This window comes from Acholeplasma laidlawii (genome assembly GCF_015709225.1).
Classification (GTDB): Bacteria; Bacillota_I; Bacilli_A; order Acholeplasmatales; family Acholeplasmataceae; genus Acholeplasma; species Acholeplasma laidlawii_A.
Map to the genome: position 1 here is coordinate 43,540 of NZ_JADNRS010000029.1, position 17,677 is coordinate 61,216.

Annotated in this window: 19 protein-coding genes; 17 read left to right on the forward strand and 2 right to left on the reverse strand. The window is 32.1% G+C overall.

Annotated features, from left to right (window positions below; genetic code table 11):
- The first annotated feature begins 64 nt into the window (after window positions 1–64).
- From rpiB to IY230_RS06745, 3 genes are read left to right on the forward strand one after another with little or no spacing between them, the layout of a single operon-like run.
- Window positions 65–505 (forward strand): ribose 5-phosphate isomerase B, encoded by a 441-nt coding sequence (gene rpiB, locus IY230_RS02400; RefSeq protein ID WP_196369746.1) that lies wholly within the window; start codon window positions 65–67, stop codon window positions 503–505.
- Window positions 506–508: 3 nt separating this feature from the next.
- Window positions 509–1,135 (forward strand): uracil phosphoribosyltransferase, encoded by a 627-nt coding sequence (gene upp, locus IY230_RS02405; RefSeq protein WP_012242163.1) that lies wholly within the window; start codon window positions 509–511, stop codon window positions 1,133–1,135.
- Window positions 1,135–1,350 carry a DUF1146 family protein gene (locus IY230_RS06745; protein WP_196369747.1) on the forward strand — a complete coding sequence of 72 codons (216 nt, stop codon included), beginning with the start codon at window positions 1,135–1,137 and terminating at the stop codon, window positions 1,348–1,350. The genes upp and IY230_RS06745 overlap by 1 nt, the downstream gene beginning before the upstream one ends.
- Here the strand turns inward: IY230_RS06745 and IY230_RS02415 are convergent.
- Window positions 1,333–1,923: an IMPACT family protein gene (locus tag IY230_RS02415; RefSeq protein WP_196369748.1), complete on the reverse strand. Its 591-nt coding sequence runs from the start codon at window positions 1,921–1,923 to the stop codon at window positions 1,333–1,335. The two genes, IY230_RS06745 and IY230_RS02415, sit on opposite strands and share 18 nt — an antisense overlap.
- A 136-nt stretch (window positions 1,924–2,059) precedes the next feature.
- On the opposite strand from IY230_RS02415, the gene IY230_RS02420 reads away from it, so the two are divergent.
- Together IY230_RS02420 and IY230_RS02425 are read left to right on the forward strand one after the other, a co-directional pair.
- A complete protein-coding gene (locus IY230_RS02420) occupies window positions 2,060–3,208 on the forward strand; it encodes a CCA tRNA nucleotidyltransferase (protein WP_196369749.1) in 1,149 nt (382 codons plus the stop codon).
- Between the two features lie 3 nt (window positions 3,209–3,211).
- Window positions 3,212–4,117: an HD domain-containing protein gene (locus IY230_RS02425; RefSeq protein WP_196369750.1), complete on the forward strand. Its 906-nt coding sequence runs from the start codon at window positions 3,212–3,214 to the stop codon at window positions 4,115–4,117.
- A gap of 99 nt (window positions 4,118–4,216) precedes the next feature.
- Here the strand turns inward: IY230_RS02425 and IY230_RS02430 are convergent, their stop codons facing one another.
- Window positions 4,217–7,441 (reverse strand): hypothetical protein, encoded by a 3,225-nt coding sequence (locus tag IY230_RS02430; protein ID WP_196369751.1) that lies wholly within the window; start codon window positions 7,439–7,441, stop codon window positions 4,217–4,219.
- Window positions 7,442–7,597: 156 nt separating this feature from the next.
- Between IY230_RS02430 and IY230_RS02435 the strand changes: the two genes are divergently transcribed.
- The 12 genes from IY230_RS02435 to IY230_RS02490 all read left to right on the forward strand — a co-directional run bounded on the left by IY230_RS02435 (window position 7,598) and on the right by IY230_RS02490 (window position 17,671).
- A complete protein-coding gene (locus IY230_RS02435) occupies window positions 7,598–8,368 on the forward strand; it encodes an MBL fold metallo-hydrolase (RefSeq protein WP_196369752.1) in 771 nt (256 codons plus the stop codon).
- Entirely contained in the window at window positions 8,365–8,808 is a 444-nt protein-coding gene (locus IY230_RS02440) for a 23S rRNA (pseudouridine(1915)-N(3))-methyltransferase RlmH (RefSeq protein WP_196369753.1), read from the forward strand. Before IY230_RS02435 ends, IY230_RS02440 begins: the two co-directional genes overlap by 4 nt.
- Window positions 8,809–8,963: 155 nt before the next feature.
- Window positions 8,964–9,500, forward strand: a complete 537-nt coding sequence (mscL, locus tag IY230_RS02445) for a large conductance mechanosensitive channel protein MscL (protein ID WP_196369754.1) — start codon at window positions 8,964–8,966, stop codon at window positions 9,498–9,500.
- The gene (locus tag IY230_RS02450; protein ID WP_196369755.1) at window positions 9,490–10,341 is read left to right on the forward strand and encodes a DegV family protein; all 852 of its coding nucleotides are present in this window, start codon (window positions 9,490–9,492) and stop codon (window positions 10,339–10,341) included. Before mscL ends, IY230_RS02450 begins: the two co-directional genes overlap by 11 nt.
- 263 nt (window positions 10,342–10,604) lie before the next feature.
- Window positions 10,605–11,627: a 3-deoxy-7-phosphoheptulonate synthase gene (gene aroF / locus IY230_RS02455; RefSeq protein ID WP_196369756.1), complete on the forward strand. Its 1,023-nt coding sequence runs from the start codon at window positions 10,605–10,607 to the stop codon at window positions 11,625–11,627.
- A complete protein-coding gene (locus tag IY230_RS02460) occupies window positions 11,624–12,457 on the forward strand; it encodes a prephenate dehydrogenase (protein WP_196369757.1) in 834 nt (277 codons plus the stop codon). Before aroF ends, IY230_RS02460 begins: the two co-directional genes overlap by 4 nt.
- Window positions 12,438–13,436 (forward strand): 3-dehydroquinate synthase, encoded by a 999-nt coding sequence (gene aroB, locus IY230_RS02465; RefSeq protein WP_196369758.1) that lies wholly within the window; start codon window positions 12,438–12,440, stop codon window positions 13,434–13,436. The genes IY230_RS02460 and aroB overlap by 20 nt, the downstream gene beginning before the upstream one ends.
- 1 nt (window position 13,437) lies before the next feature.
- On the forward strand, window positions 13,438–14,679 hold the full coding sequence (gene aroA, locus IY230_RS02470; protein WP_308705616.1) for a 3-phosphoshikimate 1-carboxyvinyltransferase: 1,242 nt from the start codon (window positions 13,438–13,440) through the stop codon (window positions 14,677–14,679).
- The gene (locus tag IY230_RS02475; protein WP_196369760.1) at window positions 14,676–14,930 is read left to right on the forward strand and encodes a chorismate mutase; all 255 of its coding nucleotides are present in this window, start codon (window positions 14,676–14,678) and stop codon (window positions 14,928–14,930) included. The genes aroA and IY230_RS02475 overlap by 4 nt, the downstream gene beginning before the upstream one ends.
- A complete protein-coding gene (locus IY230_RS02480) occupies window positions 14,927–15,709 on the forward strand; it encodes a shikimate dehydrogenase family protein (RefSeq protein WP_196369761.1) in 783 nt (260 codons plus the stop codon). The genes IY230_RS02475 and IY230_RS02480 overlap by 4 nt, the downstream gene beginning before the upstream one ends.
- Complete coding sequence (locus tag IY230_RS02485) at window positions 15,702–16,688, forward strand: chorismate synthase (protein WP_196369762.1); 987 nt, start codon at window positions 15,702–15,704, stop codon at window positions 16,686–16,688. The genes IY230_RS02480 and IY230_RS02485 overlap by 8 nt, the downstream gene beginning before the upstream one ends.
- On the forward strand, window positions 16,685–17,671 hold the full coding sequence (locus tag IY230_RS02490; RefSeq protein WP_196369763.1) for an aromatic acid exporter family protein: 987 nt from the start codon (window positions 16,685–16,687) through the stop codon (window positions 17,669–17,671). Before IY230_RS02485 ends, IY230_RS02490 begins: the two co-directional genes overlap by 4 nt.
- The last annotated feature ends 6 nt before the right edge of the window (window positions 17,672–17,677 follow it).

Sequence of the window (17,677 nt, forward strand, 5' to 3'; positions counted from 1 at the left end):
ATGAATATCAACCAATTAAACGATATTATTATGTTATAATAAATAAAAATGAGGATGGTGACATATGAAAATAGGCATTGGCGCAGATCATGCGGGTTTTAATAGAAAAACTGAAATCATTGAGTACTTAACTAAAAAAGGTTACGATGTTGTTGATTTCGGAGCACACTCAGTTGACCGAGTAGATTACCCTGATTATGCAAAAACAGTTTCAGAAGCTGTTGTAAAAAAGGAAGTTGAAGTTGGTTTATTAGTATGTGGTACTGGTATTGGTATGAGTATTGCAGCAAATAAAGTCAAAGGCATTAGAGCAGCTCACGTCTTTGATGAATTAACTGCTAGGCTTGCAAGAGAGCATAATCATGCAAATGTGATTGCTTTTGGCGGCAGAAATCAAACGACATCAGAATCTAAAATTATTGTTGATGCATATTTAAATGCAACAGAAGAAGTCCGTCATCAACATCGCGTAGATAAGATTGCAGCAATCGAAAATGGTGAGTAAACCATGGGAAAACTTGTTGTATTAAATCATCCATTAATTGATCATAAAATGGCACTTATAAGAGATAAAAACACCAGTACTAAAACATTTAGAGAAACTGTTGGTGAAATTGGTGCATTAATCACTTATGAAATTACAAAAGATCTAGAAACTGTTGAAATTGAAGTAGAAACTCCAATTCAAAAAACAATTTGTAGACAATTAAAAAAACAACTTGTTATTGTCCCAATCTTAAGAGCAGGACTTGGCATGGTTAATGGTATTCATGATATGGTACCAAGTGCAAAAATAGGTCATATCGGGTTATATAGAGATGAAAAATCTCTAGAACCGGTTTCTTATTATGCAAAATTCCCAACAGATATTTTAGATGGTGTAGTTTTAGTAGTTGACCCAATGCTTGCAACGGGGGGATCAGCTACAGCAGCAATCACTGAACTTAAAAATCGTGGTGCTAAAGATGTTAGATTTGTTGGTCTAGTCGGGTGTCCTGAAGGTGTTAAACGTCTTCAAATGGATCATCCAGATGTTCCAATATATTTAGCAGCATTAGATGAAAAACTTAATGAGGTTGGCTACATTGTACCAGGACTTGGAGATGCAGGAGACCGCCTCTTCGGTACTAAATAATGAACCCATATGTGACTTATATTGTATTTTGGTCTGTATTTGTAGTAGGTTTCTTCATAAGTTTTAGAATCCTACAGGCAATAGAAATAGAAAAATATTTCAAAAAGTATAGACTCTTTGAAATCAATGCGGCATATTTAATTCTTTCATTATTAACAAGTTACTTTTTAGCTAAAATGCTATTAGACATTATCGAATTATTTCCAAGGAACTAAAATATCTTTAGTTCCTTTTTCTTTTACTAATTTAAATATATGACGATGCTCTTCAATTAAATATAGATCATCAGTAAAAGAAAGTTCATATATGACATCACCTAAAAAATCTTTATGTGTAATAAAATCTTTAAAAAGGTGATCTATTAAACCAATTTGATCATATTTAAATGTGACTTCAAAATTCGTTGTAGTTATCTTTTTTAAGATAGGTGTATCAATTAATGCTTGTGAAATGGATTTTGCATATGCTCTAATTAAACCACCAGCACCAAGTTTTATACCGCCAAAATAACGCACTACAACAGCAAAACAATTATGTAGATTGTTTTTATTTAAAACCTCTAGCATCGGCACACCTGCTGTACCAGATGGTTCACCATCATCATTTGACCCTTGAGAGTTTTCAAAGACATATGCAGTACAATAATGTGTTGCTTTAGGATAAGCCTTTTTAATGCTTTTTAGTATTTCAGGCATATCCAAAATACTATCTATTGGTGTAAGGATAGCTATAAATTCTGACTTATCAATTATAATTTTATGATCAATTTGTTTTTCTAAATAATACATATAATCACCTTATATAAAAGTATATCATAAAAACATATAAGTTTTTCACACATTTATTGATACCTCCCTTTTTATAATGTGCTATTTTTGATATAATGTTTAAGGTATATAAAATAATTGGTAGGTTACAAAAAATATGAGTTTAAAATCAGCGAAAAATTTAATCAGAGATTTAAAGAAACAAGGCTATCAAGCTTACCTTGTTGGAGGCGTAGTCAGAGACTTTCTAATGAAAGCCAAGTTTAGCGATATCGATATAACTACCAGTGCCAAACCATTTGAAGTTATGAAGCATTTTAAAGCAGTACCTACAGGTATCAAATATGGTACGATAACTATCATGTATGACAATGTTTCTTTTGAAGTAACAACATTTAGAACAGATGGTCCTACATCAGACTTTAGACATCCAGATTCTGTCATTTATTCGGATAACGTTAATGATGACGTGATGCGTCGTGATTTTACGATGAATGGTATTCTAATGGATGAGTATCAAAATATCTATGACTACGTAGGTGGTCAAAGAGATATTGAACATAAAATTATCCGCGCAATTGGTGATCCTAACGAACGCTTTAAAGAAGATGCACTACGTATGTTAAGAGCATTCTATTTCCAATCTAAATTAGGCTTTGAAATAGAACCTGTAACCAAACAAGCAATTCAAGATAACACACATTTAATTAAAGAGTTAGCTATGGAACGCATTCATGCTGAGCTCATTAAAATACTTAGGGGTAAACACCTAAAAATGGCTTTAAACACTATGATTGAAACAGGTATACATAAAGTGCTACCCGGATTAGAAAAAGGGATTATACATACCGCTAAGTTAGAAGAAATGCCTTTTATTGATACATTCTTTGCTTTATCTTTTACTTTAAATAATGGATTTATTCCGGCTAAATGGACATTTTCAAATAGACACCGTCATAAATATCAAAAGGCGAGTGAACTTGCATTAATGCATCCTACAACAATTCCAGATACTGCTCTGTATCACTATGGATTAGAGATTTCTTTACTTGCTAATAAGGTAAACTTCAATTTAGGTAAACAAAGTTATCAAAATCAATCACTTCAAGATAGATTTAATAACTTACCACTTAAAAGCGAGTTAGACCTTGCACTGACGAGTCAAGAAATTATGGATATTGTAAATAAAAAAGCAGGTGCTTGGTTAGGTAAATTAAAGGCACATATGATCGATCTTATTCTAGAAAAGAAGTTATCTAACAATAAAGAAGCACTAACAAATTTTGTTAGCACATATGAGGTATAAGAGATGGAAATAATTATTGGTAAAGTAGAATCTATTAATAAAGGTGATAACTATTGTAATGCATCTTTATCCTTAGAAGATAAAAAAAATTTTAATGTAAAACTTAATATGGAAGATGATCAGTTGCTTGCTATTGGTAAAGTGTTTGTCTTTGAAGTAGAAGCTTTTTATAAAGAAGAAGTTAAACAATATAAGTCACTTAAGATAACACCCTTAGATGTTTCAGATTTACCGAAACAAGATAAGAACAGACTATATTCCTTATTCTATGATTATGCACCAATACCATTAAAAGATATTCGTGTAGGTATTGAATCATTCTTAAATAGAATAGAAAATAAGATTCTAAAAGATGTAACAACACTAGTATATGAAAAACATGAAGGTCAATACTACCTGCATCCAGCTGCTACTAAATTTCATCATGCCTATGTTGGTGGTTTAGCATATCATACATTTACAATGTTAAAATTAGTCGATGCGATGTTAAGTGTATATGACTATCTAGATAAAGACCTTCTTTATGCAGCAACGATACTACATGATATTTCTAAGATTGATGAAATGACTGGTGTTGATGGAGAGTATACTACAGAAGGTTTACTCATTGGTCACTTAGTCATGGCGAGTATTGAGGTTGAAAAAGCAGCAACAATTTTAGGAGTAGAAGATAGCGAAGAAGTACTTTTATTAAAACACTTAATCGTTTCACATCATGGACAACTAAACTTTGGTTCTCCTAAGAAACCTCAAACCGGTGAAGCATTACTTCTTTGGTATATTGATTCAATTGATTCTAAATTCACAGAGTTAAAAACAGCATTAGAAGGTACTAAAGCTGGTGAGTTTACTCAAAGTGTTGCGGTACTTGATAAAATGCGTTTCTACAAATCAAAATTAAAAAAATAATAAATTGTCCTTAGGTTTTATGCCTAGGGATTTTTTTATGCAGATATATAAAGAAAAATGCGACTATTTCTAGTCGCATTTAAACTTTTAATTTATGAATTAAGCACCTTGTAATACGTTGAAGAAATCACCGTATGAAGCTGCGTATGATGCGTTGTATGCACGATCATAGATTGTTGAACCATTACCATTGATACCATCAAAGTATGCATAACCGAAGAATTGGTTGAAGTTAGCATCTCTTAATACTTGTAATCTTGCATTTAAGTCTGCATTAGTTAATACGATATCGCCTTCAAAGATGTATTGGAAAGCAATTTCTAATTGAGCAAATGAAGAAGTATACTTAGTATTTGAGAAGATTGGTCCGAAATACTTAGATATTGTTGTTTGTAATGAAGTTGGTAATGTTGTAATACCAGTTTCTTCTTTAGCTTCTTCAATATAGATATATAATTGTTCCCAAGTGATTTCGTTACCATCGTTGTTGTAACCAACAACTTTTGTACCTGATACGTAAGGATTTTCTAATTTTGAAGTGTAATCTAATTTTTTAGATTCTGCAACTGCTTCTAACAATGCTGATTGTTGGTGTACAAATGATTTAGCAATAACTAAATGCCATCCAAAAGCTGTACGGACTGCTGCATTACCATCTGATTCTATCTTAGTATCTGAATCAATGTTAGATGGAGCATACATTGGAAGAAGTGCATTTGCACGGTTAACTTTTTCTTCTTGTGTAGGCTCAACACCATTATCAAGTGCATTTACTTGATCTTTAATGTATTGTGCCATGTTGATTGCATAAGCGTAGAAGTCTGCATCTAAACCGTTTTGTGAACCTGGGAAGTTAGTCTCATTTGAGATAGTTCCTAAGTCTTGGTAAACAAGTTTGATACCAGCTTTTCTAAATGGAACCCAAACGTCTTCACGGTTGAATGAGTTGATGTATTCATCAATTTCTTCTTGCGTAGCATCTGGACCTGGGTATTCAACAGTGGTTAATGTATAACGTGTTGAATTGTTGTATGATTGAACAACGTTTTGTAAACCTTGTGTAATAGATGGTGCTAATTTAGCACGTTTGTTTACTTGAACAATTAATTGTTGGATTAATAATTCTAATTCATCACGTTTAGCTTGATCTAATTCATTTGGATTGTCTGGTTGTCCATCACGGTCTAAGTCGATTTGGAATAATAAGTGTGAAGCATCAATTGCAACGTCATTAGCTTGTAATGTATTTGCAAGTGTTGCTAACTTAGTATAAATATTGTTGTCAACTGTATCGTGATCAAAGTGAACTGTTAAGTCTTCTTGGAATAACTTTCTTAACTCTTGTTGTACATAGATTTTATCTAATGCATCTTCAGTAGCACTTCTACCATCTTGTGCCCAAGCACCAAAACCTAGAAGTAAGAAGCTTTCAATACCCATAGTTGCTGGGAAACCAGCTGATTCGTATTGGTTTGCTAAGAATGGATTTACATATTGAGTTTCAAATTGTTTTCTGAAGTCTTTCATATCATCAGCTGTAATTTCATCTTCATAAGCATCTCTTAATTTTTCAATGAAAATAATGTCTAATGCTGTTGATAGACCTAATGTTTCTTCTACATAAGCGAAGAAGTCATTTACAGTTAATACTGTACCGTTTACATCTAATAATGTGTTGTTATCTTTATAACCTTTTGAACCTTTATATTCATTTTGATTAGCGTATAATTCACGAATAATTGGATCGTAGATGTTGATTTTAACATCTTCGTATTTTTCAGTTACTTTAGAAGTTACGTAAGTAGTAGTTAATCTTTGTTCAATTAATTTAGCATATGCTTCGTTTTTGTAAGCTTGAGCTTGTTCATTATCTAAGAATTTAACGTCTTCAGCATCTGTTTCATCTAAGATATCTTTATCTTCATCACGGTTGTCATCTAATAAGAATAATAGATATTGACCACCAGCTATTGATTGTACTTGACGTGAGTATGGTTTAGCGTAAGGTACATCATCTGCATCACGGCCATTACCACCATCATATAATACGTTTGAATCCATGTTGTACACTGTATTTCTTAAATCTGCTGCTGAAGCAAATCTTGGGTCAGTATATTCCATTGTGAATTCAGCGATTAAGTCATTCATTGAAATAGTGTTTGATGCTAAGTCAGTTGCATAAGTTGTATTATATAATTCGTCATGGATTTCTAAGAATACTTGTAATACTTGGTTATTACCTTGAGCATCATCTAATAATAAAGCTGCATCAGTAGTAGAATTGATTACATATTTGCTGTAGTATGTAGCAAAATCAGTATTTCTGTAGTCAACAGTCTTTAAGTTATCTGGATCTTGTTTAAGATCATTTACTAAGATGTCTAATGCTTTTTTATGATAACCATCTGCACTCCATTCAGGGTGAGATTCACCATCTTGTAAAATATCAATTAAATTTTGTTCAGCGATGTTTGGAATTCTATACCATTCACCGCGTGAGTTTGATTTAATAGAGTGTTTACGTAAAGCTGTTTCATACTCTAATACAGATTCGAATTTAACAATAACTACTGAAGTGTCATAACGACCAGCAATATTGTTCTTGTAGTAAGTAACTGCATGTGCTTCGGAAATGTAAGCTGCTGAGTCTTCATCGTTGATATCGCCTGTTTCAGCGCCGACTGTATCCCCTAATAAGCCATTTGCATAAACTTTCTTTTGAACTGGTAACTTGTATTGATCAATTAAAGCATCAATTATCCCTTGGTAAGCTGGATAAGCTGCTTTGTTTACATAACCAAAAACAAATGGAGCATCTTTATCAAAGTCAACTGCTTGACCTCTCGCGATCACATCTGCTACAACATCATCTAAGAAGTTGATTAAATCGTTTTTATCAACACCCGGATTAGTAATAATAAATGAGTCCACAAATGATAAGATTCTTTGTGCAAGCATACTATCTGGAAGATCATTTAGTTGCTCTGGTGTGATTGCTGCAGATGAGAAGAGTGCTGTATTGATTTCTTGTTCAAATGCTTTAACCTCGAAAACTGATAGATTTGCTTTGTCAATTTCTACATCAGCAAAAACTACCTCATCAATATAAGTGTTTAATCTATTAATTGAAGATGTTCTTAATTGATCGTATAATTGTTTTTCTGTTACAGTGTTACCGCCTATTGTTACGTAGGCATTATCTCCCAATGAACCATATGGAACCTTATTTGTTGGTCCACATGCCACCAAGATGAGCGCAGAAACTGCTACCATTAAAAAAATAGCGATTTTCCTAGCTGAGAATATTGTTTTTAATTTATTCATAAATGCGATTCACTCCTTAATTGTGTTGAAAAAATTACAGCACATATAATATAGCATTTTTTAGCAGTTATTGCAACCACTTTTTACCTGTTTTAACTTTTATATCGTGCTAAAAAATGCTCAAAACTATGCTACAATAGTTATAGGTGAAAAATTATGGAAGTATTTGTATTAGCCTCGGGCTCTAAAGGAAATATAACATATGTTAAAAACGAGGTTGTATCGTTCTTTATTGATGTAGGTATTAGTTATAAAAAGATAGTTCAAAAAATGAAAGCATACGGTGAAGATGTAAGCGCTGTACACACACTCTTTTTAACGCATGAACACTCAGATCACATATTTGGGTTACTCAGTATGCTTAAAGCTGGTCATTTAAAAGAGGTATATTTAACTCAAGGAACACTAGACTCTTTAAGTAGTGAAGTGAGAAATTTACTACCTAAAATAGTGATTATAAGAGCTGATGAATCCTTCGAATTTAGACAGTTTAAAGTACTGCCAATTTTACTATCTCATGATGCAAAAGAACCGGTTGGTTTTAGGTTTGATTGGAGAGAAAAAAGCTTTGTTTGCTTAACCGATACAGGGTATGTAGATCAGTCATATCATGAGGTCTTAAAAGATGCAGATCTTTATCTTTTAGAGTCTAATTTCGACCCTAAAAAACTACTTGGGTCAAGAAGACCTTTCGCATTAAAACAACGCATTTTAGGCGTCCAAGGACACCTATCTAATGAAGAGGCTGCAGTCTTAATGAATAAACTCATTAAAAATAAGAAGTCCAAATGGGTTGTGGCACATATTAGTGAAGAATGTAATGATGCCTTTGATATTGAAAAAGCAATTGTAGATCACATAGAAGACTTATTAAAGATTGATGTGATCTATGCATCTCAAGAATCATTACCGGGTATTAAACTATGAAAGTAAAAATCATTAGTGTTGGTAAAGTTAAAGATAAGGGTTTAAATGAATTAATCAATTACTACGCAAAACAAATAAAAACCATTGAAATGATCGAGATAACAGATGAAGCAAGTATTACTGGTATGGAAAAAGAAGGACAAAAAATATTATCTAAAATTGCTAAAGATAGTTATGTGATATCACTAGCAATTGAAGGAAAGATGTTAGATAGTGTTGGGTTTGCTGAAACCATCGACCATGTAACAACGAACTTTGGTCCCTCAATTACTTTCATCATAGGTGGTTCATTCGGTTTAAGTAATAACGTTAAGGAAAACTCGAATCTGCTATTATCTTTTTCGAAAATGACTTTCCCACACCAGTTAATGAAACTATTTTTAGTAGAACAAATTTTTAGAGCACAAGCTATTTTAAACAATCACCCGTATCATAAATAAAGGTGATTGTTTTTATTTGGTCAGATTTAAATGATTAACCAAGACTTTTAGTTTGATTGCTGGTAAAATTAACATAGGTATAAAATAAAAACTATATAGGAAAGGATATATATTATAAATAAAATCAGTTCATTTATAATATTGAGAAGATAAGTATGAGTAAACAAATTAAAATATCTAAGGAACAACGTAAAAAAGGTTTCTTAAGTGGGTTTAAGAATTTTATCATGCGTGGAAACGTTATTGATATGGCAGTGGGTGTGATTGTAGGTGGGGCATTTGGTAAAATAGTTACAAGTCTTGTCAATGACATCATATTACCGCCAATTGGTGTTTTATTAGGTGGGGTTGAGTTTAGAGACTTACAAGCACTGATTCATCAAAAACCAGTTTTAGATGATAACGGTGCACAAGTTGTAATTGATGGTATTGCACAGTTTAATAATGTGTATATTCGTTATGGCAACTTAATTCAAATCATTTTAGAATTCTTAATTATTGCGTTTTCTATTTATATAATCTTATATATCTTTATAAAACGTAAAGAACAAGAACAGAAATTTATTGCTGAAGAAAAAGCAAGACTAGAAAAACTAGAAGCCGAAAAAAATCCTCCAAAACCAGCACCAAAACCAGAAGATATTCAATTGTTAATTGAAATTAGGGATTTATTAAAGAAAAATGAAAAGTAAATTCAAGGTAATCGTCTGCTCTAACTCTGCAATAGATTATTTAGAGTACGATAAGCAAATTGATATATTTAGAAGTATGATTCACTTTGGAGATGAATCATTTAATGATTTTATTGATTTAGATGCTAAAACATTTTATGATCGCATTAAAAAAGAACCTGATAATTTACCTAAAACAAGTTATGTAGCTCCAGGCTATATGCTAAATACATTTGAAAAACTTTATGAAGATGGGTTTACAGATGTACTAGTTATTGTTATAGCCAAACCACTTTCAGGACTTCATGATGCCATTGTTCAACTGTCAAAGGAAACAAAAATCAAGGTTCACGTGTATGATTCAAAAACACTAGCATACCCTGAAAGTTATATGGCAATGACTGCACAAAAGATGTTTAACTTAGGCGCTAACCTTAAAGAGGTTTTAGGTGTCTTGGATTATATTAGAGACCATAATAAAATGTATTTTGCAGTAGATACATTACTGTATTTAGTAAAAAACGGTAGGTTATCTAAGTTAAGTGGTACGCTAGGATCTATTTTAAAAATCAAGCCAGTATTAACACTTTCTAAAGAAGGTAAAGTCGAAACTTTAGAAAAAATTAGAACTTCTAAAAAGGCACTAGAGCGTATTGTTGAACTGTATTTAGAAGATACTAAAGATAAAGATGTTATCACCTTTATATCACATGCACATCATGATGAAGGTGTGAAGTTGATTTCTGATATGGTGCATCAAATCTATCCAAATAGAGAGATTGTTACTAGTTATTTAACTCCAGTTGTGGGTGCACATTGTGGTCCTAAAGCAATTTCTATTGGATATATTATTAAACAATAAAAAAATTTTTGTTGTAAAGTTTTTGGAAGTATGATAATATACTATCAACATAAGAAAGTTGGTCACATTATGTTTATAAATCAAGCTTATTACTACTTTTATCAAATGTAAAAGGACTTGCAGCAAAGCGCATTCCTTTTTAAGTTATTAAAAGAAGTTAAGGAATGTGACCCCAGCATAAACAATTAATGATTATGACTCCTTAAGGGCTACAAACCTTTAAGGAGTTTTTTGTTTCAAAAAATAGAAAGAGAGATAAAAAGATGATTGTTCAAATGAAAAAAGGTGCAACTAAACAAGAAGTTAATCACTTGCAAAAATATTTAATCAATAAAGGTTTTGGTATTAAAGATGCTTCAAGTGATGAAGTGACACTATTTGGTGTTTTAGGAGATGTGAAATCTTTAGATGCTGCACAATTACGTGTATTTTCAGGTGTTGAGAATGTGACAAGAATTTCTAGTCCATTTAAGTTGGCTTCTAAAGCATTTAAAAAAGAACCAACCATTATCACCTTAAAAAATGGCGTTGTTATTGGTGGTGATGATTTTGTTGTTATGAGTGGCCCATGTAGTGTGGAAAGTGAAGAACAATTAAGAATTATTGCTAAAGCAGTTAAAGAAAGTGGTTCTAATGTTTTAAGAGGTGGTGTATTTAAACCACGTACTTCACCATATGCTTTCCAAGGATTAGGTATTGAAGGATTAAAAATGATGCGTAGAGTTGCGGATGAATTTGGTATGGCTATTATTACTGAACTTATGGGTACAGAGCACCTAGATGAATTCGTAAAATATGTAGATATCATTCAGTTAGGTGCAAGAAATATGCAAAACTTTGACCTACTTAAAGCTGTTGGTAAAACCAATATTCCAGTGCTTCTAAAAAGAGGTTTAAGTGCGACGATTGAAGAGTGGCTCATGAGTGCAGAATACATTATGGCATCCGGTAATGATCAAGTTATCTTGTGTGAAAGAGGCATTAGAACCTTTGAAAAATACACGAGAAATACACTGGATATTTCTGCTGTATTAGCAGTTAGAGAATTATCACACCTACCTGTAATTGTAGATCCGTCACATGCTGCAGGTAAATGGGAAATGATTGAATCTTTATCACTCGCATCACTTGCTGTTGAAGCAGATGGAATTATTGTTGAAGTACACCATGATCCAGAAAATGCACTATCTGATGGTGCACAAAGTTTAAAACCACAAAAGTTTGAACATATGATGGAACGTCTTGAAAAAGCTTCTACTGTATTTTCAAAACAATTGAAACGATGAAGATATTTATTGTTGGACTTGGTCTTATGGGAGCAAGTTACGCTCAAAAATTAACAAGTGTCGGACACGATGTTTTTGGTTTTGATAAAGATAATAACACCAACTTAAAAGCGCTTAATGAAGGTGTTATAAAGGGTTACGATTTAAAGGATATGAAGCATAGTGAACTTGTCATACTTGCTTTATATCCAAATCAGATATTTGAATTTATCAAAACAAATATATCTTATTTTGATACACAACTTATAACGGATATCAGTGGTACTAAAACTAAACTTCTAGATGAGGTGTTAAAATTACTACCTAAATCGATCAACTATGTCTCCCATCACCCGATGGCTGGTAGAGAAAAGTCGGGTTATGATCATAAAGATATAACTATGTTTAAAAATGCTAATTTTTTAATTATCGACTCACACCATTCAAAACCACATCACATTGAAACAATTAAAAAACTAGGATTAGATTTAGGTTTTAAAAGACAAATTGTTTTATCTGCTTATGAACACGATGAACTCATTGCACATACATCTCAGTTAACGCATTTAATTGCGGTATCGTTAATGCTTATGAATAAAAATGAACACACAAAAGATGCTACTGGGGATTCATTTAGAGATTTAACAAGAATTGCAAATATTAATGAAATCTTATGGACAGAACTCTTTTTAGATAATAAGGACGCACTTACCCAAAAGATAGATGAATTTGTAGATGTTTTAGGTCAGCTTAAACATGATATATTGACTTCAAATGAAGTGGTATTGAAAGAAAAACTTAAAGAATCTAAGAAAAGGAGAATTAGTTTTGATGAGACAAACACTCGATAATTATGAAGTAGTAGTTAAACAAAATTTAATGAATGATTTGGGTGGGGAGATAACTAGTGTATACCCTTATAAAGATATTTTTGTCATCACGGATCATAATGTATTTAAACTGTATGAAAACTTATTAACAGCTAAGTTAAATATGTTTAATTTAAAGTTTGTAAGTGTTGAACCAGGTGAACAGTCAAAATCTATAACTACCTATCAAGAAGTTGTTCAAAAATTACTTAAATTGGGTATGAGAAAAAATCATTTACTCATTGCCTTAGGTGGTGGTGTTGTAGGAGATTTAGCTGGATTTGTTGCAGCCACCTTATTTAGAGGTACACCATTTATTCAAATACCTACAACGTTACTTGCGATGGTAGATTCATCTATTGGCGGTAAAACTGGTTTAGATTTAAATGAAGGTAAAAATTTAATTGGTGCATATAAAAATCCACTTAAAGTTTTAATTGATCCTGCATTTTTAGATACATTACCTAAAGTAGAGTATAAAAATGGATTAGCAGAAGTATTAAAACATGGACTCATTGGTGATCCTAAATTATATGAATATTTAAAATTGAATGATAAATTAACGCTTAATGAAATCAAACGTGCAATTCAAGTAAAGCTCAATATTGTTAAGAAAGATCCTTTTGAACAAAACGAACGTATGTTCTTAAATTTTGGGCACACCTTTGGACATGCAATCGAGCGTCATTATGATTTTGCAATCAAACACGGTGTAGCAATTAGCTATGGTATGTTGATCAGTTTAGAATTAGGTATTAAAGCAAAGATTACACCAGCAAACTTATTTGATGACGTTAAAAATATTTTATTAAGATTAGAACTTGTTAAAGAACCTCTACTTGATAAAAAGTTATTTATAGAATACATAGGTTTTGATAAGAAAAACTTAGCGGATGGTTTACGTTTTGTTTATATCAAAAACATTGGTGAACCAATCATTAATAAAGGGGTTGAAATTTAAAGTGCTAGAAATTATTCCAACCAATTTATCAGGTGAAGTAAAGATTGTTTCTTCTAAATCTTTATCACACAGATATGTACTTGCAGCAGCACTTGCACATGGACAATCAAAGATTGATAATATTTTAGACTCTGATGATTTAATCGCCACACAAAGCGCTTTAAAAAGCTTAGGTGCAAGCATTAATCAGGGATTGATTACAGGTGGTAAGGTTCAAAGAGTACATGATACTATTGATTGTTTTGAGTCTGGTTCTACATTAAGATTTTTAATACCTGTAGCAATGCTTCAAGATAAACCTGTGACATTTACGGGTAAAAATCAATTACCATTTCGTACTCAAGAAATGTATGAAAACCTTTTTAAAGAAACTTATCAATTTGAGCATCCAACAGATAAGTGGTTACCGCTTACTGTAAGTGGTCCACTTAAAGGTGGCACATATCACTTAAGAGGTGATGTAAGTAGTCAGTTTATTACAGGCTTACTTTATGCTTTACCACTTGCACCAAATGATTCTGAAATTATTTTAACTTCACACTTAGAATCTGTTGGTTATGTCGATATGACTTTAGATGTATTAGACAAATTTGGTATTAAGATTATTAAAACTTCAAACGGTTATAAGATACCTGGGAACCAACACTATAATCCAGGTAACTATCGTGTAGAAGGTGATTTTAGTGGTGCAGCATTTTTTGTTGCAGCAGGATTACTTGCTGGACCAATCCACTTAACGAATTTAAATCACCATAGTTTACAAGGTGATAAGGAAATTATTGATCTTGCAATTAAGATGGGTGGAGATATTACGCCTACGAGTGAAGGTTATCTGGTTAAACCATCTAGATTAAAGGGTATTTCTATTGATGTTGGACAAATTCCTGATTTAGGTCCGATTCTTATGGTACTTGGTGCGCTTGCTGAAGGTACCACAATTATTCATAACGCATCTAGATTACGTATCAAAGAATCTGATAGATTAAATGCTATGGTAACAAATCTTCAAGCACTTGGTGCAAACATTAAAGAAATTGGAGATACTGTAGAAATTAAAGGGGTAAGTCGACTTATAGGCGGCACATTAGTTTCAAGTTATAAAGATCATAGGATAGCAATGTCAATGGCGATTGCCTCCATAATGTGTGAACAACCAATTACACTTGATGATGAGACCGTAGTATCTAAAAGTTATCCAAATTTCTTTGAAAGTTTTAAAGCATTAGGAGGTCAAGTGAAATGAGTTTAGAACCTTTAAGAAATGAAATTGATAAAGTAGATAAAGAACTTGTCAAATTATTAGAGCGCCGTTTTGAGTTAGTGAAAGAAATTGGCGACTATAAGAAGTTACATAACCTACCTGTACTTGATCTTGCAAGAGAACAACAAGTACTCCAAAAGAAAAAGAAACAACTCACCAATAAAGACTTATGGCCGCACTTTGAAAAGTTGTTTCAACATATTATGAATATCTCAAAAGAATTAGAAAAATGAAAGTATTTGGTTTAATTGGCCATCCCTTAGGGCACTCCAAGTCGCCTAAACTACATAAAATCATTGGTAGTTATTTTAGTAGACAACTAGCGTATCGATTATTTGATATAGATCATATCGATGAAGTAAAACCATTGATTGAAGGGTTAAAAAACGGCACATATCATGGCTTTAATGTAACAATTCCATATAAGGAAGCAGTGCTTCCCTTTTTGGATCTTATGACACCAAAAGCTCAAAAAATAGGTGCGGTAAACACCATCTATTTTAAAGATAATCAAGTCATTGGTGATAATACAGATTATGATGGTTTTTTATATTTAATGGAACAGCAACTTGCTATAAAAAAAATCATAAAACCTATTATATTAGGTAGTGGTGGTGCAGCAAAATCAAGTTATACAGTGTTAAAAGATCTTGGATTTGATACGGTTGTGGTATCAAGAAATCCAAAGGATAACCAGCACTTTAATCAAATTATAAGTTATGATAAACTACTAAGTTATTCATATGATTTGGTAGTAAATACAACACCGATCGGGATGCACCCAAATATTAACCAATCACCACTTGATGAAAGTCTAGTGCGCGATAAATTTGTTATAGATCTCATATATAATCCACTTGAGACTACATTAATGAAATATGCTAAACATAGCATTGGTGGACTTGATATGCTGATTGTTCAAGCATTTAAAGCTCAAAATATATGGTTTGGTGAAGAAAAAGAATTAAAAGATGATATATTAAATCATATCAAGGAGGACTTATATGAATAGTTTTGGCACTTTATTTAAAGTAACTTTATATGGTGAATCACATCAAGATGCTATAGGAATCGTCATTGATGGTGTAAAACCCGGTCTTAAAATTAACTGGGAGGATGTAGAACTTGATCTAGCTAAAAGAAGACCAGGTGCTGTAGGCACAACACCAAGAGTTGAAAAAGATAAACTAGAAGTTACATCTGGTATGTTTAATGAATATACTACAGGTTCTCCACTACATATAATGATTAGAAATGAAAATGTCATTTCTAAAGATTATAGTCATCTAAAAAGTCAACCAAGACCAGGGCATGCAGACTTTGTTGCTGGTATTAAATATCAAGGGTTTCATGACTACCGAGGTGGTGGTCGCTTTTCTGGTCGACTAACAGCACCACTAGTGGTTGCAGGTAGTATTGCAAAACAAATGTTACCATTTGAGTTTAGTCATGAACTGATTCAAGTTGGATCTCTTACAGATATGTCACAACTCGATGCATATTTACGGGAAGTACACAACCAAGGAGAATCTGTTGGTGGTATCGTTGAAGTCCGAGTAAAAAATATGGTGGTCGGACTAGGTGAACCTATGTTTGAAAAGTTAGATGCTAAAATTGGTCAAATGATGTTTTCTATACCTGCTGTTAAAGGTGTTGAAATTGGTACAGGGTTTAGTGGTGCAAACCTTTATGGTTCTCTGTTTAATGATGTCTATGAAGATGAAACTGGAAAGACTTTAACGAATCATTCTGGTGGTGTATCTGGTGGTATTTCTAATGGTAATGATTTAATCGTAAAGGTTTTTGTTAAGCCAACTAGCAGTATTGGTAAAGTACAATCTTCATTCAATTTAGAAAGCAAACAAAAACAGACTTTTGAAATTGGTGGTAGACATGATACTGCAATTGTAAGACGTGTAGGTATTGTATTAGAAAATGCACTAGCTATTTGTTTAGCAGATTTATATTTATGGAGTAAAATATACAAATGATGTTTTATAAACAAGTGTTACACACAACAATTAAATTAGTCGTTGTAGCAATCATATCCGCAACCATTGCCTATTTTGTAGGTATTAAAGACTACATACTTGTTGGTACAATAGGTATTTTATCTGTCTCACTTACGAAAAAGGACACCATCAGAGATAACATCAATAGATATCTAGATGTATTATTAGGTTTAGCACTATCTGCATGTACCTTCTTTATATTTGGTTTTAATTTATATGCGCTGATTGTATTTTTAATACTATTTATATTTGCATCATATGCCTTTAAAATAAACATTGGGTTAATTCCTGCACTTGTTTTAGCTAAACATTTATTTGATGCACAAAATATCGAATGGCTATTTATTTTTGAACGTGTTGTAATTATTACAATTAGTGTTGGTACAGCACTCATTATGAATATGCTATATCCTGAGTTTCATAATAAACGTATGATTTATTATGTTACTGAAGTTGATCAAAAATTAAAAGACCATCTGTTTATGTTAAGTATATATCTAGTTAAAAAAGAAGGCAGAAAAGATTTCTTAAAACATTACGATTTGTTAAATGATGAGATCAGCAAAATGATCATGCTTGCTGAAGCGAGTGATAAAGATAAGTTATTTGATAATGATCATAGATATCTTGCATATCTTTATATGCGACGTAATCAGTTAAACTATATTAACAATATGTATCAAAGTGTTAAAAGAATGCACATTTCACATCCGTATGAAAATATCATCTCAGACTATATTAGAGAACTTATTGCAGATATTGGTGTAGATGATAAAGCCACTAAACAATTAAATAAACTAGATAACATGAAAAAGGTGTTCAAAGAAGAATCTCTACCTCAAACAAGAGTTGAATTTGAAACGCGTGCATTACTATTTCATATGTTGGAAGATTTAGAAGAACTACTACATGTTAAGGTGAAATTTCATGAACGTTACCCTAACTTCATGTTAACACTTTAAAATAAA